13 protein-coding genes are annotated in these 19394 nt (G+C 62.0%); 4 read left to right on the top strand and 9 right to left on the bottom strand.

The window, feature by feature from the left end; all coding sequences use genetic code 11:
* Positions 1-126: 126 nt before the first annotated feature.
* From dxs to AB7828_RS16165, 4 genes are all read right to left on the bottom strand, one after another.
* Positions 127-2052 (bottom strand): 1-deoxy-D-xylulose-5-phosphate synthase, encoded by a 1926-nt coding sequence (gene dxs, locus AB7828_RS16180; protein ID WP_089265987.1) that lies wholly within the window; start codon positions 2050-2052, stop codon positions 127-129.
* A gap of 343 nt (positions 2053-2395) precedes the next feature.
* Positions 2396-3703, bottom strand: coding sequence for a hypothetical protein (locus tag AB7828_RS16175; protein WP_441230601.1), 1308 nt, complete (start codon positions 3701-3703; stop codon positions 2396-2398).
* A 101-nt stretch (positions 3704-3804) separates the two neighbouring features.
* Positions 3805-4056 (bottom strand): exodeoxyribonuclease VII small subunit, encoded by a 252-nt coding sequence (locus tag AB7828_RS16170; protein ID WP_068734542.1) that lies wholly within the window; start codon positions 4054-4056, stop codon positions 3805-3807.
* Positions 4057-4147: 91 nt separating this feature from the next.
* A complete protein-coding gene (locus tag AB7828_RS16165) occupies positions 4148-5083 on the bottom strand; it encodes a histone deacetylase family protein (protein ID WP_093757041.1) in 936 nt (311 codons plus the stop codon).
* 309 nt (positions 5084-5392) lie between these two features.
* Between AB7828_RS16165 and AB7828_RS16160 the strand changes: the two genes are divergently transcribed.
* Positions 5393-7468: a putative bifunctional diguanylate cyclase/phosphodiesterase gene (locus AB7828_RS16160; protein WP_441230600.1), complete on the top strand. Its 2076-nt coding sequence runs from the start codon at positions 5393-5395 to the stop codon at positions 7466-7468.
* 1004 nt (positions 7469-8472) lie between these two features.
* On the opposite strand, the gene AB7828_RS16155 is transcribed toward AB7828_RS16160, so the two are convergent.
* From AB7828_RS16155 to AB7828_RS16145, 3 genes are all read right to left on the bottom strand, one after another.
* Positions 8473-10116 (bottom strand): bifunctional metallophosphatase/5'-nucleotidase, encoded by a 1644-nt coding sequence (locus tag AB7828_RS16155; protein WP_441230599.1) that lies wholly within the window; start codon positions 10114-10116, stop codon positions 8473-8475.
* 310 nt (positions 10117-10426) lie between these two features.
* Entirely contained in the window at positions 10427-11188 is a 762-nt protein-coding gene (locus tag AB7828_RS16150; RefSeq protein WP_441230598.1) for a crotonase/enoyl-CoA hydratase family protein, read from the bottom strand.
* 107 nt (positions 11189-11295) lie between these two features.
* Positions 11296-13077, bottom strand: coding sequence for an acyl-CoA dehydrogenase (locus AB7828_RS16145; protein ID WP_441230597.1), 1782 nt, complete (start codon positions 13075-13077; stop codon positions 11296-11298).
* A gap of 218 nt (positions 13078-13295) precedes the next feature.
* On the opposite strand from AB7828_RS16145, the gene AB7828_RS16140 reads away from it, so the two are divergent.
* Positions 13296-13679 carry a YkvA family protein gene (locus AB7828_RS16140; RefSeq protein ID WP_441230596.1) on the top strand — a complete coding sequence of 128 codons (384 nt, stop codon included), beginning with the start codon at positions 13296-13298 and terminating at the stop codon, positions 13677-13679.
* A gap of 13 nt (positions 13680-13692) precedes the next feature.
* On the opposite strand, the gene AB7828_RS16135 is transcribed toward AB7828_RS16140, so the two are convergent.
* Entirely contained in the window at positions 13693-16110 is a 2418-nt protein-coding gene (locus AB7828_RS16135; protein WP_439074873.1) for a TonB-dependent receptor, read from the bottom strand.
* 106 nt (positions 16111-16216) lie between these two features.
* Entirely contained in the window at positions 16217-17638 is a 1422-nt protein-coding gene (locus tag AB7828_RS16130; RefSeq protein WP_441230595.1) for an ATP-binding protein, read from the bottom strand.
* Positions 17639-17844: 206 nt separating this feature from the next.
* Here AB7828_RS16130 and AB7828_RS16125 point away from each other — a divergent pair, with 206 nt between their 5' ends.
* Both AB7828_RS16125 and fghA read left to right on the top strand, forming a co-directional pair.
* A complete protein-coding gene (locus AB7828_RS16125) occupies positions 17845-18465 on the top strand; it encodes a response regulator transcription factor (protein WP_068734560.1) in 621 nt (206 codons plus the stop codon).
* A gap of 71 nt (positions 18466-18536) precedes the next feature.
* Entirely contained in the window at positions 18537-19382 is an 846-nt protein-coding gene (gene fghA, locus AB7828_RS16120) for an S-formylglutathione hydrolase (RefSeq protein WP_441230594.1), read from the top strand.
* Positions 19383-19394 lie beyond the last annotated feature (12 nt).

Here is a 19394-nt window from a genome sequence, read left to right as displayed (position 1 = left end):
ATGGTGAGCCGCGCCGACATTGACGAGCCAATTCAGACGAGAACGAGGCAATCCGGCGGTTCCTGCCGAATTGCCTCGTCGTATTCTCTTCGCAATTGCAAACGCGATGTCGCGTTCAACGACAGATCAAGCGAGCTTGACGGTCTCGGCCTTGAAATCCTTGCCGAGGGTCTCGAACACCTTCTTGACGATCCCCTTAGAGTCGAGACCCGCCTGGGCATACATCGCTGCCGGTGTGTCGTGATCCTGGAACATGTCGGGCAGCACCAGCGAACGCATGCGCAGACCGCCGTCGAGCATGCCGTTGTCGGCGAGCAGCTGCATCACATGCGAGCCGAATCCACCAATCGAACCTTCTTCGACGGTCAGAAGGATCTCGTGATCGCGGGCGAGCTTGAGGATCATGTCAGTGTCGAGCGGCTTCATGAAGCGCGCGTCGGCAATCGTGGTCGACAGGCCGTGGGCGGCGAGTTCGTCGGCGGCCTTCTCACATTCGGCGAGGCGCGTGCCGAACGACAGAAGAGCAACCTTGCTGCCTTCGCGGACGATGCGGCCCTTGCCGATTTCCAGGGGGATGCCGACTTCAGGCATCTCGACGCCGCGGCCTTCGCCGCGCGGGTAGCGCAGGGCGCTCGGTGAATCGTTGATGGCGACCTGGGTCGCGACCATGTGCACCAGTTCGGCTTCGTCGGAGGCGGCCATGATGACCATGTTCGGCAGACAGCCGAGATAGGCATTGTCGAATGAGCCCGCATGGGTCGCACCATCCGCACCGACCAGTCCGGCGCGATCGATGGCGAAGCGCACGGGCAGATTCTGGATCGCCACGTCGTGGACGATCTGGTCGTAGCCGCGCTGCAGGAAGGTCGAGTAGATGGCGCAGAACGGCTTGTAGCCTTCGGTCGCAAGACCGGCGGCAAAGGTCACCGCATGCTGTTCGGCAATGCCGACGTCGAAGGTGCGGTTCGGGAACGCCTTGTTGAAGATGTCGACGCCTGTACCCGACGGCATGGCCGCGGTGATGGCGACGATCTTGTCGTCCTTCTCGGCTTCCTTGACGAGGCTCTGGCCGAACACGTTCTGATAGGCCGGGGCGTTGGGCTTGGACTTCGATTGGGTGCCGGTGGCGACGTCGAATTTGACGACCGCATGATATTTGTCAGCGGCGGCTTCGGCCGGGCCGTAGCCCTTGCCCTTCTGGGTCACGACGTGAAGCAGGATCGGGCCGGTCTCCATGTCGCGAACGTTCTGCAGCACGGGCAGCAGATGATCGAGGTTGTGACCGTCGATCGGACCGACATAATAGAAGCCGAGTTCTTCGAACAGCGTGCCGCCGTTGACCATGAAACCGCGCGAATATTCTTCGACGCGCTCGGCACGATCGGCGATCAGCTTCGGCAGATGTTTGCCGAGCTGCTTGGCGGCATCGCGCAGCGAGCGGTAGGTCTTGCCCGAATACATGCGCGACAGATAGGCCGACATGGCGCCGACCGGCGGCGCGATCGACATGTCGTTGTCGTTGAGGATGACAATAAGGCGGGAATTCATCGCGCCTGCGTTGTTCATGGCTTCATAAGCCATGCCTGCCGACATCGAACCGTCACCGATCACGGCGATAACGTTGTTCTTGCCGCCGGAGAGGTCGCGGGCGACCGCCATGCCGAGGCCGGCGGAGATCGAGGTCGAGGAATGCGCGGCGCCGAACGGATCGTATTCGCTCTCGCTGCGCTTGGTGAAGCCGGACAGACCACCGGCGGTGCGGAGCGTACGGATACGGTCGCGGCGACCGGTGAGGATCTTGTGCGGATAGGCCTGATGGCCGACATCCCAGATGATGCGGTCGCGCGGCGTATCGAAGACGTAGTGGAGGGCGGTGGTCAGTTCGACAACGCCAAGACCGGCGCCGAAGTGGCCGCCGGTGACGGACACCGCATCGATGGTTTCCTGACGAAGCTCGTCGGCAACCTGACGAACCCGCTCGATCTTCAGCTTCCGGAGATCTTCCGGAGTCTTGATGGTATCGAGCAACGGTGTCTTACTAAAATCGGTCACGGCACTATTCCAATTTTACATGTCCGGGACTGCGTCTGGCTTCGGGGCCGTCGCGTTTCCGCGCGCCCACCGGACAACCGCAGCCTCCAGAACCGGGAAGCCTGTTTCGAGGCCTTATAATGGGCTTCGATTTTTCAGTGTGATATCTAACATGCTTGGCGGCGACTTCATCTGATCATTTTTGCCAGATGAATGAAGCGCTTATCTACGTTAACGGCCGGCGTTTCAGCCTGCTCGTCAGCGCATAGTCCTAGTCCCTTTACACCAAAGCGATGGCCAAAGCCAACCGCCGTGCCTGCGGGGGTGGCAGCACAAAGGCGCTATGGACATTCGCGCGGTGTGCCTAGCCGATGCGCCGGGCGACCGGTTCCGTCTCATGGGAACCCGTGTGGGTAGGGCTCTTCGCGCCCAAATCGAGCTTTTTCCATGCGTTTTCGCGGGTGGTGGGGGTGCCATCGACCAACGCCAAAGTTGTAGCCGGCTGACTGACACGCCCCCTGAGAGGCACAGGCCCGCAAACGATCATGAAGAAATCGTAGGCATGCGGCCGCTCATTGGCCATGACGAACTGGAAGTGCACCCGGAAGAATTTCCAGCGGAACCGGTTGTAATGTTCCGGGCGGATGATTTCGCGGAACCGGACGGGGACGATGGTGGGATTGCGCCGGGCCGCGCCGGCGTCGATCCCGTGACCGGCGATGGGATCGAACGGAAAGAAGTTCATCACGTCCTTGCGGGATTGGCAGTCGATCCAGTCGATGGAAGGCTCCACGGCCAGCAGCCGCAAATTGTCGCGAAAGCCTTGCGCGACTCTATGGAAGCCGACGATCGGCATATTGCCGCCGAGCGTCAGCAGCACGACGCGAGGGCCGTGGCTACCGAGTTCCGGATCGAGTTTCAGCGCGCGGGCGAGGATTTCGGAGCCAAGGAACGAGCCGGAGCTGTGACCGACCAGCACGATTTCCTGCGCCTTGGTAGACTTGGCGACCTGGACCAGATGCTGCGCGAAACGGTCGATCCGGGCGTCCCAGTCCGGCCGGTTGCCGTGGGAAAACTGCCAGGTGAAGATCGTGTCGGCCATCAGATAGAGCAGATAGGTGTGCTTTTCGGTGTATTTCAGCAGCGAGCCGAGCACGGCCACGAACACCGCCGCAGCGCCGCAGCCCACCAGAAATCCGTGTATTCCAAGCGCCTGCAGCCCTAACGCGAACAGCCAGGCGATGCCCGCCGACCAGATCGCTCCGTTGAGCAACAGGACGTGGGGCCAGCTGATGAAGGTGGCGAAGCGCCAATGCGCCTTCCAGAACCGGCCCATCGTACCGGAGAAGACAAGGCCCCAATAGATGGCGATGGCGTGGATCAGCGTGCGCCAGATCGGCACGGCCAGATCGCGCTGGATCATGTCTTCCCAGCGCAGGAAATCGTAATCGGTTGTGGTCTGCCAGCCGTCGCCGGAGGTTTCGATGCGCCAGGAGGCGGATTCATGCGCAAATTCGCCGTCCGTATGACCTTTCGGCCGGCTGACCGAGGTGGTCAGACCATAGAGCCGGCCGAACTTGCGCAGTTCGGTCCGAAACATGCGGTAATACTGCGAGAGTCCCCGCGGATCGTATCCCTGCACATAGATGACATGACGGTGCTGGACGCGCACGCTGGTTCCCCGGACTGACGGCGGACTATAAACAGGCCGCGCCATGCGCCAAGCGCTAATTCGGCCGCGGGGTGGTGCGAGGTCTCAGCCCGCGCGATTTCCTACTGGACGTCCAGCGGTTCGGTGCCGATCGCTTTGCCGTTCGAATCCGTGGTGATCTTGTCCACGCGGGCTTCAGCCTGACGCAGCAACTCGTCGCAGCGCCGTTTCAGCGCCTCGCCGCGCTCATAGATGGCGACCGACTCTTCCAGCGGCACCTTGCCGTCTTCGAGGCGCTTCACGATCGATTCCAGTTCTTCGATCGCGGTCTCAAACGTCAGCTTCTTGACGTCAGCATGGGTGTTCTCGGCCATTCGGTTTCCCGTGTGCGCATTTTGGAAGGACGGAGTCAAAGATATGTTTGAGGGCGTATTGTGGCGGGTACGTTTTGCGACCTGCCCCCTTTCAGCGCGATGCCCCCATCAGCGCAGAAACATGGGCCGCGGCCGATTCTTTCAAGCCCTGCAGATCATAACCACCCTCGAGTACCGAGACAATGCGGCCACCGGCGGTGCTGTCGGCGAGATCCATCAGCTTGCGTGTCACCCAGCCGAAATCCTCGGCGTCGAGATTGAGCGACGCGAGCGGATCGCGGCGATGCGCATCGAAGCCGGCGGAGATGATCAGCAGTTCCGGTGCGAATTTCTGCAGTTGCGGCAGGATGAGATTGTCGAAAGCAGAGCGGAATTTTGCACTGCCGTCGCCGTCATGCAGCGGTGCATTGACGACCGTGTCGTGCTCGCCGCGCTCCTGGGATGCACCGGTACCGGGAAACAGCGGCATCTGATGTGTCGAGCAATACATCACCGTGGGGTCGGCCCAGAAAATGTCCTGCGTGCCATTGCCATGGTGGACATCGAAATCCACGACAGCCGCGCGGGTAATGCCGTAGGTGCGCTGCGCATACCGCGCTGCAATCGCCGCCTGATCGAAGAAGCAGAAGCCCATCGGTTTGTTGTGCTCGGCATGATGGCCGGGCGGGCGGGTCGCGACGAAGGCATTGGTGTGCTCGCCTTTCATCACCGCGTCGGTCGCCGCGATTGCGCCGCCAACGCCGCGCATCACCGCTTCCCAGGTGCCAGGGGACATCGACGTGTCGCCGTCGAGATAGACGAGGCCGCTGCTCGGCGCGACATGGCGCAATTCATCGATGTAATGATTGTCATGACAGAGGCTGACGACGTCGAGATTGCCCTCCGGCGCTTCGCCCCGCACCAGCGCGTTGAAGCGGTCTTCGCTGAGTGCCTGCGCCACCGCGCGCATACGGTCGGGGCGTTCAGGATGGCCGGGCGGGGTGAGGTGATCGAGCGAGGCCGGATGGCTTAGAAGAAGTGTCGTCATGCAAATGGTCCGCAAGCGCAGGGTGCGCTGGTATGATGAGACGATAACCTAGCCGGTCAGGTCAGGTTCCGATAGGGGGGCATCGCTGGTGCGGTCGTCCCCTAACAAAGCTACCGATCAGAATTATGGATCGCTTTCTTCACATTCGATTCATGTCGTTTCATCGACACCGCCTGACGCCGCGGAATTGAAACGCGCGTTAAGTCGCGGCTGCTATCGGTGGAGGCCGCGGCATTCTGCGGAGAAGGTGCGCATATTCCATCGTCGGACTCCGCAGTTGCGCTCGCGTCTGGGGTGGGTTCGTACGCGATGAGTGAATCGAAATATCCAAGGCGCGTACCCCATCTCTTGCGTTCGGTGTGGCCGTTCGTTGCCATCGTCTTGCTGCAGGCATTTCTCGCCGGCACCAGCATCCACATCCTGTCGTCGGTCCGCGCCTATGTCACCGGCGAAAGCCGATGGTCGAAGGGGCAGATGGAGGCGGTGCATGCACTCAGCCTCTATGCCGAGACCGGCGACGACAAATATTATCGTCTCTATCAGGCGAGCATCGCCGTGCCGCTCGGGGATCTCATCGCGCGCCGCGCGCTCGAACAGGCGGTGCCGGATCTGCGGGCTGCCTATGACGGATTCCTGCAAGGCGGCAACGATGCCGCAGACATCCCCGGCATGATCTCGCTGTTTCGCAATTTCAGCAAGGTCGTCTATCTCGCCCGAGCCATCGAGACCTGGCACGCCACCGATCCCGTGATCCAGAATTTGGTGGATACGGCCGACGCCATTCACGCCAGCGTCATCGATGGCAAGGTGGGATCGATGCGCCTTGCAGCCCTGAAGGCGCAAATCGACCAGATCAATGAACAGACCTCGCCGCTGGCAGTGGAGTTCTCCCGACGCCTCGGCATCGGCTCCCGCGCCATTCAAGGCATTCTGCTGGTCGCCAATGTGTTCACCGCGGCGCTGTTGATCCTGCTCGGCATCTGGCGGACACGTAATCTGCTGATCCAGCGTCAGCGCTTCGAGACGGCGCTGAAGATCGAGAAGGAGCGTGAGCAGAAATACATCTCACGTCTCGCGTTCCAGGCCTCGCATGATGCACTGACGGGGCTGCCGAACCGCCGCGAATTCGAGCGTCGGGTCCAATATGCACTGCCGCGGATCGACGCCGATGCGCGGCCGCATGCACTGATGTTTCTCGATCTCGATCAATTCAAGATCGTCAACGACACCTGCGGCCATGCCGCCGGCGATCATCTGCTGCGGCAGGTCTCGGGCATACTGAAAAAACATCTGCGCCCGGACAATCTGTTGGCCCGCCTTGGTGGCGATGAATTCGCCGTGCTGCTGGAACGCTGCGAGCCGGATCGCGCGGCGGCGACCGCCGAGCGATTGCGGCGGACGGTCGAAGAGCTGAACTTCGTCTGGAACGGACGTTCGTTCAACGTCACCGTCAGTATTGGCCTCGTCTGTATCGCGCAGCCCGAGGTGACGCTGGAAGAAGCGCTGCGCGCGGCCGATGCAGCTTGTTACATGGCCAAGGAGAAAGGCCGCAATCGCGTTACACTGCATCAGCCCAGCGATTCCGAATTGCTGCAGCGGTTCGGCGAAATGAACTGGGTACAGCGCATTCACGATGCGCTGGAACAGGATCGCTTCCGTCTCTATGCCCAGAAGATCATTCCGCTCAGCGAGCGCGAGGATGGCACTCTGCATGTCGAACTGTTGTTGCGGCTGCGCGACGAGGCGGGGCAACTGGTTGCGCCCGGCCATTTCATTCCCGCGGCAGAACGTTATGGTTTGATGACGCTGATCGATCGCTGGGTGGTCAGGAATGCGTTCATCATTCTCGCCGCGCGATTGGTCGAAGGTGCGACGCCGGTCTCGACCTGCGCCATCAATCTGTCCGGCGCGACATTCAAGGATGAAAGCTTTCTGGACTATGTCCGCGAGCAGTTCCGCATCTATCGGATACCGCCGACCATCATCTGCTTCGAGATCACCGAGACAAGCGCCATCGCCAATCTCGCCGACGCCAATAAATTCATCCAGGCGCTGCAGCAGATCGGTTGCCGCTTCTCGCTGGACGATTTTGGCAGCGGCATGTCGTCCTTCGCCTATCTCAAGCACCTGCCTGTGGACTATCTCAAGATCGATGGCTCCTTCGTCAAGGACATGCTCACCGATCCGATCGACCGCGCCATGGTCGAGATGATCAGCCATATCGGCAAGATCATGGGCAAGCGGACGGTGGCGGAATTTGTCGAGAGCGACGAGATCATCACGGCGCTCACGCAGATCGGCGTGGACTTTGCGCAGGGCTATGCGGTGGGCAGGCCGGAGCCGTTCGATGTCCATAGCGAGATCGACCGGAGGAACGTGGCGTAGAAGGTGAAGGCCGTTCAATTTCATGACGGTCATGGCCGGATAGCGCGAAGCGAGCTTCGCAATAATCCCAGGCCTCTCCCCACGTCATGGCCGGGCTTGACCCGGCCATCCACCTTGTCTTGTGCGACGGTGTGCGGGCCAAGCTGGATCCCCGGGTCAAGCCCGGGGATGACACCTGTGGGGGCGGCGCCTTCATCGCGCCATCACAGATTCAAATGTCAAACAGCCACTGCTCTTCAGACATGCGTCATCGCCCCCATTGTTTGCGGCGCGGGGGCGCCGTCGTTGCTTGCATTCCTGCCCCCTGTGAGAGGGCGTGCGGAACGCCGGGTGCCCGTTGCACCCTTGGGCCTGATGCGAATGCGGTCTTCCGCAATTGAGAGTGCATCAGGACTTTCGGAGGCGCCGAGCGATTGCCCGGCGTTCCGCCTGCGGTGTTTTTTCGGTTGCTTGCACATCTGCCATGGCGAACGGTCCCATCACCAAAATTAATGTCCCAGGGCGGAGGGACAGGGTAGCCGCAAAGCACTTGGCCGAACGCGTTTCGATTTGGTCGTCCGTCGCGCTGTCCAGGGCTCTTTCCATCCCAAGGTCGGCCGTCTCCTTGCCAGTGGCAGTGCTGGCGCAGATCCGTCCTGCCCGAAGACAGACGTCCCCCGTGAACCGCGTAACGCCGCATCTCCGGCGTCCACCGCATCCCACCCCGCGAACGTGACGATCGCGATCGCCCCTCTCGATGGGGCAGGACGAAGGGGAATATAAACCTGACGAGGGTGTTGTCAACGGGAGATAGGAAAAAATGTTTAATGACGTCTCCCGCCCCAAACTGTCATTCCGGGGCGCGGCCGGCATTTGCCGGACGCGAACCCGGAATCCCGATCTGTTCAGCGCAAAGCACTTCGAGATTCCGGTTCGCACTGCAGCGGCCCCGCCGCTTTCGTGCGCCCCGGAATGACGAGCCATGATGATTCCGGAATGACGGCTTGGGGCCGACAGGCGTTCCGCTAATCCACCCGCGCAATCCGCCCCAGCGGCATCGGCGACACCGGGCTGTTGGCCTTCATGTAGGCGTTCAGCGCATCGACATCATAGACGCCGACCAGCGGCTCCTTGCCCTCTTTCAGCACCGTGAAGCCATCGCCGCCGACGGCCAGAAAGCCGTTCACGGTGACGCGATAATTTGCTGCGGGATCGATCACCTTACCATCCAGCATCATGCGCTCGGGTGGAACACGCTGGCCGGCGGCTGCACCGTTATTCCAGGCGTAACTGAAGCCTTTCGACACCTGCAGGATGCGCGGCCGGCTCTGCGTGTTCCATTGCTGCTCGAGCATCGCCTTGATCTGCGCGCCTGTGAGCGTCAGCGTCACCAGCTGGTTGCGGAACGGCTGCGCTGCGAAGACGTCGCCATAGGTCACGCTGCCGTCGGCCGATTTGGTGATGTCGGCGCGGATGCCGCCGGGATTGGTGAAGGCGATCACGGCGGCGCCGAGATTGCCGGCCGATGTCGCGGCGAGATGTGCGTCGGCGATGATATCGCCCAGCGGGCTTTCGCCGGTCGTCATGTCGGGCATGCGCGACAGCGTTGCGGTGACCGATCCCGCAGGGCGACTGGCAATGGGCGCGGCAACCTTGTCATAGGCGGCAAGCAAGGCCGTCTGCGTGGGATCTGCGGGATAGGTTGCCGTGCGCACGATGACGTTGTCGGCCTTCGCGCTGATGACGTCGCGCGTCGTGCGGTCGAGCTTGAGATCGATGGTGGTGACCAGCGTGCCGTATTTGTCGCCTGACGTGACGAGGCGTCCGTCGATCTGGCAGGTGTAGGCGCGGTGGGTGTGACCGCTGACGACGACGTCGACCGCCTTATCGAACTTCTTCACAATATCGACGATCGGTCCGGAAATACCCGGACATTCATTGTAGTCGCCGGTGGGGAAGCCGCCCTCATGGATCAGCACCACGATGGCCTCGACGCCTTTGGCCTTCAGTTCGGGCACCAGCGCATTGACCGTGTCGGCTTCGTCCCTGAATTCCAGCCCGGCGATTCCCGGCGGGGCGACGAGACCGGGCGTGCCTTTCAGCGTGAGCCCGATGAAGGCGACGGGAATGCCGTCGAATGTCTTGATCTGATAGGACGGCAGCAGCGGCTTGCCGGTCTTGGTGTCGATGGTCGAGGCGGCGAGATAGTTGAACGTCGCGCCGGCAAAGGGATGCGGGCCCTGGCAGCCATCGATGGGGTGGCACCCACCGTTCTGCATGCGCAGCAGCTCCTCGCGCCCTTCGTCGAATTCGTGATTGCCGACCGAGGCGATCTCAAGGCCCATCATCGATAGTGCCTCGATGGTCGGTTCGTCATGAAACAGCGCAGAGAGAAACGGGCTGGCGCCGATCAGGTCGCCGGCAGCCACGAATACACTGTTCGCCTTGCCGGCGCGGAGCTGCTTCACCAGCGTCGCCATATGCTCCGCGCCGCCGGCGGGCACGGTGATCTTCTTCGTCCTGTCGGCGGGATCGTCGATACTGATACCGCCGGGGGCAGGGCGCAGATTGCCGTGGAAGTCGTTGATGGCAAGGACGGTGACGTCGACGGGAGATGCGGGGGTCTGGGCGTAAGCACCTGTAAAGCTCAGCGACCATGCCGCGAGCACCGCAAGTACGATGGTCCTAACCTCTCCCCGTGTCCATGCGAAGCGCAGCTTCGCTAGGCGGGGAGAGGTCGACCGGCGAAGCGCAGCGCACGATGTCAGCAATTCTGGAAGATCCCTCGGGTCGGATGTCCGCAACTTTCGCTGCGATAATTGGTCATTCATGCCGCTATCGTTTGACATGACAGCGACACGATAGCTCACAATTGCGTTGACGACAGTGCCATGCCCCTCACCCGACGTTCATGCGCTGCGCGCCTGAACGTCGACCTCTCCCCGTGAAACGAGGAGAGGTTAAGAAAGCGCAGGATCATCACCCCTTCTTGCGCGCGAAGAACGCCTTGAACGCCGCGCTCGCTTCGTGCGACTTCATGCGCTCGCCGAACAGATGGCTCTCCTGATCGATGCGCCGCGTGAGATCCTCGGGCGGGAGCTTCAGCAGCCGGCGCGAGATTGCCACGGCTTCCACCGGCAGTGCGCAGATTTCGCGGGCGACCTTGCGCGCTTCGACTTCAGTGTGACCGGGCGGCACGATTTCGTTGATGAAACCGGCGGCCTGGCCATCTTCCGCCGTCATCGTGCGGCCCATCACCAGCGCGGCGAAGGCCCGCTGATGACCCATGGTGCGCGGGAACAGCAGGCTGGAGGCGGCTTCCGGCACCAGGCCGAGATGAATGAACGGCGTTGAGAAGGTTGCGGTGGTCGAGGCCAGCACATAGTCGCAGTGGAACAGCATGGTCGTGCCGATGCCGATGGCAATGCCATCCACCGCGGCGATGATCGGCTTGGTGTTCTGCGCCAGCGAATACAGAAACTTCACGGCGTTCGACGCGCGTGGGGACTCGGCCTTTTCGGCGCTGTCCTTCAGAAAATCCTGCAGGTCGTTGCCCGCGGTGAAGGCGCCGGAGCCGCCGGTGATGATCATGCAGCGGATATCGGGATTGTTCTGCGCGGTGTCGATCGCGTCCGACATGGCGTGATACATGTCCTGCGTCAGCGCGTTCTTCTTTTCCGGCCGGCGCAGCGTGATCACGCGCGTGGCCTCGTCGTCGGTCACGATCAGATGTTCGGTCATGTCAATCCCTTGCAGCTCCTTGCAGCGCCCCGCAAAAAGCGCGGCTGGCACGTTTCCTCTGCCGGATATTACATCAATCCGCTGCGGCCGATATGGAGGGCGATGGTTTATGCCAGCAAAACGGCATCGGCCGACATCACGGATTCACTGGAGTCCATCACGGTGCGTTCAAGCGAACCAGCCTGCACCGCAACATTCTCGGCGAAGAACCGCGCCAGTGTGACATAACGCGTCGCGTTGCTGCCGCCGTCGATGTCGCGCGCTGCAAGCGCCTCATTGGCCAGCATGCAGCCGCCGAGGGTGGAGCCGAACAGCCGCAGATAGGGCGTGGCGCCGGACAGAGCGTCGTTTGGCGCCGAGGCCAGCTTCTCCAGCAGCCATTTGCTCGAACGCTCCAGCGAGCCGAGCGCGTCGCGGAGTTTTGCGCCGGTGGTGCCGAAGGCGGGATCGTTGGAGGCCTCCACGCGCGACACGATGCCGCTGAGTTCGTCAAGCAGTGCCCATACGGCTTCGCCGCCTGATGCTGCGAGTTTTCGCGTGACGAGATCGATCGACTGGATACCGTTGGTGCCTTCATAGATCGCGGTGATGCGCGCATCGCGGTAGTGCTGCGCAGCGCCGGTCTCCTCGATGAAGCCCATACCGCCATGGATCTGCACGCCCAGTGACGTCACTTCATTGCCGATATCCGTGGAGAATGCCTTGGCGATCGGCGTCAGCAGTGCGCCGCGTGCCGCCGCTTCGGTGCGCACCTTGGCGTCGGGCGAACGCGCGGCGACGTCGAGCGCCACGGCGGTGGCGTAGCAGATGGTGCGCGCAGCGGCGGTGAGCGAGCGCATCTGCATCAGCATGCGCTTGACGTCGGGATGCACGATGATCGGGTCCATGCCCGCAGTCTTGCTGCCGATGCCGCGGCCTTGTTTACGCTCCTGCGCGAAGGCCAGTGCCTGCTGATAGGCGCGGTCGGCAATGCCGACGCCTTCAAGCCCGACGCCGAGCCGGGCCTGGTTCATCATCGTGAACATGCAGAGCATGCCGCGATTTTCCTCGCCGATGAGGTAGCCAACCGCGCCGCCCTTGTCGCCCATGGTCATGGTGCAGGTGGGGGAGGCGTGCATGCCGAGCTTGTGCTCGACGCCGGAGGCATGGATGTCGTTGCGTTCACCGAGCGAGCCGTCGGCATTGACGAGGAATTTCGGAATCAGGAACAGCGAGATGCCCTTGGTACCGGCGGGGGCATCGGGCAATCGCGCAAGCACGAAATGCACGATGTTATCGGTCATGTCGTGATCGCCATAGGTGATGAAGATCTTGGTGCCGGAGATGCGATAGCTGCCGTCCGGCGCACGCTCGGCGCGCGAGCGCAGCGCGCCGACATCGGAGCCGGCCTGCGGCTCGGTGAGCTGCATGGTGCCGGTCCATTCGCCGGTGACCAGCTTTTCCAGATAGATCTTTTTCAGCTCATCGCTGCCATGGGCGTCGAGCGCTTCGATGGCCGACAGCGTCAGCAGCGGGCAGAGGCCGAAGGCGATGTTCGACGCGCTCCAGATTTCGGTGCAGGCGGCATTGATCGCCAGCGGCAGGCCCTGGCCGCCGAAAGCTTCGGGGCCAGAGACGCCGTTCCAGCCGGCGGCAGTCCAGCGCGCATAGGCATCGGGCCAGCCGGGGGCGGTGGTGACTTTATTATCCGCGAGCTTGATACCGTTCTTGTCGCCCACGGTATTGAGCGGCGCCAGAACGTCACTGGCAAAGCGGCCGGCTTCTTCAAGCACGGCAGCGGTCATGTCGGCGTCGAAATCGCCATAATGGCCGGCTTTCAGGGCCGCCTGCAGGCCGGCGCCATGGTTGAGGGCCAGCAGCATGTCGTTGATCGGTGCTCGGTAGGTCATGGCATCTCGCTCCCAGAAATTCTTTGGGTACACTTTTTCAGCTTTCCGCCGTCTTCCCACGAAACGGGCAGCTCCTCAACACGCCAAAGGGCGCATCCGGGCCCCGCTGTGGCTGGGGCGGGAAGATTCGACCCTTCGCAGGGGGAGGCGAGATCCGCCAACTTCTGCTGCAATATCAATGGCTATTCTGAAGCTGACTTGTGCGATACGACGCATTCATGTTGATGCGGATCAAAAGCTGGGCTCGGAACATCAAGACGGACACGCATGCCGTCTATCTCGCCGCGCGCGATCCGCGGGTGCCATGGTTTGCGAAAGTTCTCGCGATCGCTGTCGCCGCCTATGCGCTGTCGCCGATCGATCTCATTCCGGATTTCGTGCCGGTCCTCGGCTATCTCGACGACCTGATCATCGTGCCGCTGGGTATCTGGCTCGTGGTGGCGCTGGTCCCGGGCGAGGTGATGGCCGAGTACCGGATCAAGGCGCGCGAGGCTGCGGAACGCCCGACCAGCAGATCGGGCATGATCGCCATCATCGTGTTGTGGCTCGCCAGCGCACTCCTGCTCGGGTGGCTCGGCTATCGCTACTGGACGCGGGCCTGATCGCCCACGCCCGTCAGAACCTGACTTTCACACCCGCATAGAAAGCACGCGGCCGCGCCGGGCTGACCGAACGTGCGTCTGTGAACTGAGCGCCGCCATTGGCAAAATTCGGCACCGAGTCGGTCTCGAAGAAAGTCCCGTATGTCGAATAGCGTCGGTCGAGGAGGTTGTCGACGCGGGCGAAGACCTGCACGGATTTGTCGATCTGGTACGACGCGTGGGCATTGAACACGGTATAGGCTTCAAGTTTCGGTGCCTGGTTGGAATCGTCCCCGACGAAATACTGGCTGCTGACGAACAGCGCATCAGCCCCGACCTTGAAAGCGTCAGTCAGCGCATAGTCGAACCCGGCCTTGACGCGGTGACGCGGGATCGCCGGGATCTGGTTGCCGGGCAGGATCTGGACGTTGCCGTCATCATCCTTGAACGGGCTGTTCGAGCCGATAGCGAGCGGATCAAGGAAGCGCGCATCGACGAAGGCATAGCTCGCATAGAGCTGCAGGGTCGGTGCACGCAGCGTGACCTCCGCCTCGATACCCTGCCGGCGCGTCGAGCCGACATTCTGGAAATAGCCATAGCCTTGCAGCACCGGGCTCGGGATTGCGAGAATGTCATCGGTGTTGGTGGCGCGGAAGGCGCCGAGCTTCCAGCCCAGCGTGCCCGCATTCAGCTCTTTGGTGCCACGCAGACCAGCTTCTATCGTATGCGAAACCACCTGCTTGAGCGGCGGATCGGAGATCAGGAAGGCACCGACGATGCAGGGATTGGCGGGGTCGGCGCAGCCGAGTTCCAGCGGGGTCGGCGCGCGGTTGGCTTCCGAATAGCCGGCATAGGCGGTCAGTTCAGGCGTGATCTTGTAGGTACCGCCGATGATCGGATTGAAACGATTGAAAGTGTGGTCACCGTTGAGCGCGGTGCCGATCTGATCCTCGAGCACGATCTGCGCGGTGTTGAAGCGACCGCCGCCGGTGATCGAAAAGGCATTGGTCACGTCGAACGTGTCGAGCGCGTAAATGCCGCCATAGCGATTGGTGGTGCGCAGCGACACCGGGCCGATCGCGATCGGATCGCCGGACTGACCGAGGGAAATCCCGCTGCCGGTGACGATGTAATCCGGGCCGATGGTGCCGAGTTCGGCGCTGGCCGTGAAGTGACTGGCGCTGGACGAATAGCTGGCGCCGACGACAAAGCGGTTGTTATGGCCGAACAACTGATCGGTATTGGTCGCCTGCAGGGAGCCGCCCACCGTGGTCGAGCGCGTCGAGGTCCGATCATTCTCGCCAAGAACCGCGCCGGGCGCGAAAGGATTGGCAATTTGCGCGCCGTTGAGGCCGTTGGCCGGCGTGTCGTCATCGCCGAAGCACAAGAGGGTCGGATCTTCACAGGGCTGGGTGCCGGTTGGATTGCCATCCTGGGTCTTGTTCCGGAAGAAGCGAAGATGCGCCGCCGCCTCCACCGTCCAGGTCGGCGTCGCCTCGACCTTTCCAGTGAAATTGAGATAGCCGACGCGATTGTTCGAGGTCTGCGGCGTTGTATAGGTGGCGCCATAATTCTGCTGCAGCAGTTCGACCGGAACGGTCGCCGAGGCGCCAAACTTGTTGTTGGCGACGCCCATATTGAGGTGAAGCTCGCTGCTGTCGCTGCGATAGCCAACATCGCCATAAAAGCGTCGGACGTCCGATGTCGCGAAGTTGCGGAAGCCCTTGTCATGCAGGCCTTCAAGCGCGCCATAGACGGCGAAACCCTCGACCTGCTTGCCCCATTGCGCCGAGCCCTGGATGCGGCCGAACGAGCCGCCCATCGTGCTGAGCTCGGCTCCCTGATAGTTGAAGCCGTCCTTCATTTGGATGTTGACCGCGCCGCCCAGTGCGTTGAGGCCGAAGGCGGGATTGTTGGTCACCACGCTGACCGATCGGATTGCCGCGGTCGGGATCAGGTCCCAATTGACGGTGTCGCCGAAGGCTTCGTTGATGCGCACGCCATTCTGATAGACCGCGAGCCCCTGCGGCGTACCAGCCACCGGCGACGCCACGAAGCCGCGAAATTGCAGATCGGGCTGGAAGGGATTGCCCGCGACTTCGTTGATCAGAATGCCGGGCACTTGCTGCTGCAGCGCATCCGTGACGTTCAGGGAATTGGCACGTTCGATCGCGCGGGCATCGACATAATTGATACTCGCCGTGACCTTGTCGACGTCGATGCCGGAACGCGACGTCGGTGTGGTCGGATAGACGTAGACCGTACGCGGCCGCTCGGCGACCCGCTGGGTGGTCTGACGCCGGGGGCCGCGTTTGCTGGCGGTGGCGGGGGCGGACACCACCACCGGAGGCAGCACCTGCGGCTCTCCAGGTGGACTTTGCGCAAAAGCCGTTTCGGAAACCGGTAGAAAACCCGTCGACAGCGAAGCCACGACCAGCACTCTTACGCGCATCTGTTTCACCCCATTCCGCGTCGGCGCTCTGATGGCACCGTTCGGTAGCGTGATACTAGCGAGTGTGAGAGGCTGCGCTATCTGCAAATGTCGAAATCCGTCTCAGTTATTTTCCCGATAAAGTCGGGACAAATTCCCGATCGCGCGTTACAGGCGCATTTGGCAGCGGCTCCGTCACGGGAATGATAGCCTCGACAGTCACACCGTCCACATCAGATCTGACCGTGAGCGTCCCGCCCAGGGCCCAGACCCGCTCTCTCATGCCGACCAGACCAAAGCCGCCATTGCGATCAGGATCGAGGCCGCGGCCATTGTCGCGCACGCGGACCAGCACGTTGTCACAATCAGGCTTCGCCGCTGCCCCCATCACCGGTTCGATGATCACGCTCACGGCGGAGGCTTGCGCGTGGCGGAACACATTGGTGAGTGCCTCCTGAACGACACGATAGGCGGTCAGCTCGGCGACCTCACCAAGGCGAGCAAGCGTCGGCGATACCAAGCTCTCGATCATGACCTCCGGATGGGATTCGCGCCAGAGACGCAGCAAGACCGTAATAGCCTCGGACAAACCGAGATCTGTCAGCCCGACCGGTCGCAATCGCTCGAGAATGCGGCGATTGAACTGCTGCAAGACATCGACCTGCGCCAGAATGGCAGTGCCGTGCCTCGACAAGGCACCTGTGCCCGAGGGATCGTGATCGGCGAGACGCATCACTGCGCCCGCATGGGCGCGCAGGGCGAACAGATACGGCCCGAACTCATCATGCAGTTCGCGTGCGATATCCTTGCGCTCGATATCCTGCAGCGAGACGGCCCGTTGGGCCAGACGCCGCCGGTCCTCGAGCACATCGCCCAATGTGGCAGCGAGATGATTGAGCCGGATGCAGAGTGCGGCGAGTTCCGGCGCTCCCGCGGGGGCGACGCGCGCCTGATAGTTCCCCGCTTCGATATCGACCATGGCCTGCGACAATGCATCGAGCGGCGCCAGCGCCCGCCGGACGACCAGGCTAGTCACGACGAACAGCACCATTGCAACGATCAGGCTGAGTGTCAGCTGGGTGACGATGCCGTCCCATATCTCCCGCATCTCGTCATCGGGATGCGAGGTGATCAGCAGCGTCTGCCGCTTCTCGCCAACCATCACCGACACCGACTCCGATATCCGCTCCGGGTGAATCAAGGATACGAACCACGATGGCGGAGAGCCTGCACCCTCGCTCCGATCCTGACCGTCACTCTTCGGGGGCGGCGTGTTCCCATCGCCTTGCCTGACAATACTGACATGTCGCAATCGATTGAGATCGGCGACAATTTTATCGAGCCGCGCATTCGGATCCTGCGCTTCGTTCAGGCCAGTTCCGATACTTTCGATGACTTCACGTGTCAGCCGGATAACGCTCTGGTCCTCGGCCTGGACGCGTGGGCCAGCTTCCAGCGCGAGCCGCACGACATTGGCGACCAGGCCAAGAGCGAGCACGACCGCCACCAGAAGATTGATCCGCGCGCGCAGCGAAAGATTCTGCCACATGACCATGCTTTCACTCGCATCTCGCCTGCATGCCGCGACTATGAACTTGACAGCGAAATTCGACGGCGATCATATCGGATCGAGGCGACCTTCGATTGTCAATCATGTCACTCCAAAGGCGCGCGGCTGATGCAGCGCAGCAATCGAGGAGCAGGCCGAGACTTGCTGACAGAGTTTCTGGCCGACAGAGTTTACGGGGTTAACCCATGCGCGTTCTGATCGTCGATGATCACCCCATCGTCACATCGGGCTGCCGCGCGGTGTTTGCGGACGATCCGGAGATCGAACTGCTGGAAGCCTCCGATGCCGCCAGTGGGGAGCAGGTTTTCCTCACCGGCGACCCCGACATCTGCATTATCGACATCAATCTGCCAACAGTGTCCGGATATGAACTGGCGCGGCGCATTCTGCTGCGCGACGACACGATGCGCATCATCATGTTCAGCATGAATGACGACCCGATCTTCGCAGCCCGCGCGATCGAGAGCGGCGCCAAGGGCTATGTCTCCAAGACCGGCGACCCACACGATCTGCTGGAGGCCGTCTATGAGGTCGCGCGCGGCGGCGTGTATCTTCCGCCTGCGATGGCGCGAAGCCTAGCCTTTGCCGGACCTGCGCTGACGCAGAGCCCGCTGTCGAAGCTGAATTCGCGCGAGATGGAGATCCTGCGACTGCTCGGTGCCGGCAAGAGCCTCGCCGAGATTGCATGGATGGTTCACGCCTCCTACAAGACGGTCGCCAATACGTCGTCACTCATGCGGCAAAAGCTCGGCGTCCGCAGCTCGGTCGAACTGGTGCGCTTCGCCATCGAGCGTGGCATCGCCTGACCGGACGTCCCTGACCAGACATCACCTGTTTCGGCGATGTCGCATCGCTGCCGCACCCAACCTGTAAAGTCATGACCATGCAGACAGTTTCGCTCAATCGATCATATGGCGGCACACAGGGTGTCTACAAACACGCCAGTCGCGCGACCGGAACTGACATGACATTCTCGGTCTATGTGCCGCCGCATCAGGACGGCGCCAGGCTGCCCGTGGTCTGGTATCTCTCGGGCCTCACCTGCACCCACGCCAATGTCACCGAAAAGGGCGAGTTTCGCGCTGCATGCGCCGAACTGGGGCTGATCTTCATTGCGCCGGACACCAGCCCGCGCGGTGCCGATGTTCCCGGAGACCCCGACAATGCCTATGACTTCGGGCTGGGCGCCGGCTTTTACGTCGATGCCACCCAGGAGCCGTATGCGCGCAACTATCGCATGTGGAGTTATGTGACCGAGGAGCTGCCGGGCCTCGTGGCCGATCAATTCCCCATCGATAGCAGTCGTCAGTCGATTCTCGGCCATTCCATGGGCGGGCATGGCGCGCTGACCATTGCGCTGCGTCATCCTGATCGCTACCGCGCGGCCAGCGCTTTCGCGCCGATCGTGGCGCCGTCGCAGGTGCCGTGGGGGATCAAGGCGCTGCGCGGCTATCTCGGCGACGACAAAGCGGCGTGGCGAAAGCACGATGCGGTTGCCCTGATCGAGGACGGCGCGCGATTCCCCGAATTGCTGGTCGATCAGGGCGACGCCGACAATTTTCTGGCCGAACAATTGCGGCCTGAACTGCTGCAAAGTGCTTGTAAAAAGGCAGGCATTCCGCTGACGCTGCGCCATCAGCCCGGCTACGACCACAGCTACTATTTCATCTCGACCTTCATGGCCGATCATCTGCGCTGGCACGCGGCGCGGCTCAAGGGGTGAGCTGGGGCTCGC

The sequence above is a fragment of the Tardiphaga sp. 215_C5_N2_1 genome (assembly GCF_052076055.1).
GTDB lineage: Bacteria > Pseudomonadota > Alphaproteobacteria > Rhizobiales > Xanthobacteraceae > Tardiphaga > Tardiphaga robiniae.
The sequence above is the reverse complement of the archived record's forward strand: the minus strand, read 5'-3'. Positions and strand labels throughout refer to the sequence as shown.

Excerpts from the sequence above, each read along its gene's own strand:
- AB7828_RS16150 (WP_441230598.1), bottom strand. The coding sequence starts at position 11,188 with ATGACCGAACATCTGATCGTGACCGACGACGAGGCCACGCGCGTGATC.
- AB7828_RS16145 (WP_441230597.1), bottom strand. The coding sequence starts at position 13,077 with ATGACCTACCGAGCACCGATCAACGACATGCTGCTGGCCCTCAACCAT.
- fghA (WP_441230594.1), top strand. The coding sequence starts at position 18,537 with ATGACCATGCAGACAGTTTCGCTCAATCGATCATATGGCGGCACACAG.
- AB7828_RS16130 (WP_441230595.1), bottom strand. The coding sequence starts at position 17,638 with ATGTGGCAGAATCTTTCGCTGCGCGCGCGGATCAATCTTCTGGTGGCG.
- AB7828_RS16140 (WP_441230596.1), top strand. The coding sequence starts at position 13,296 with ATGTTGATGCGGATCAAAAGCTGGGCTCGGAACATCAAGACGGACACG.
- AB7828_RS16170 (WP_068734542.1), bottom strand. The coding sequence starts at position 4,056 with ATGGCCGAGAACACCCATGCTGACGTCAAGAAGCTGACGTTTGAGACC.
- AB7828_RS16160 (WP_441230600.1), top strand. The coding sequence starts at position 5,393 with ATGAGTGAATCGAAATATCCAAGGCGCGTACCCCATCTCTTGCGTTCG.
- AB7828_RS16135 (WP_439074873.1), bottom strand. The coding sequence starts at position 16,110 with ATGCGCGTAAGAGTGCTGGTCGTGGCTTCGCTGTCGACGGGTTTTCTA.
- AB7828_RS16125 (WP_068734560.1), top strand. The coding sequence starts at position 17,845 with ATGCGCGTTCTGATCGTCGATGATCACCCCATCGTCACATCGGGCTGC.
- AB7828_RS16165 (WP_093757041.1), bottom strand. The coding sequence starts at position 5,083 with ATGACGACACTTCTTCTAAGCCATCCGGCCTCGCTCGATCACCTCACC.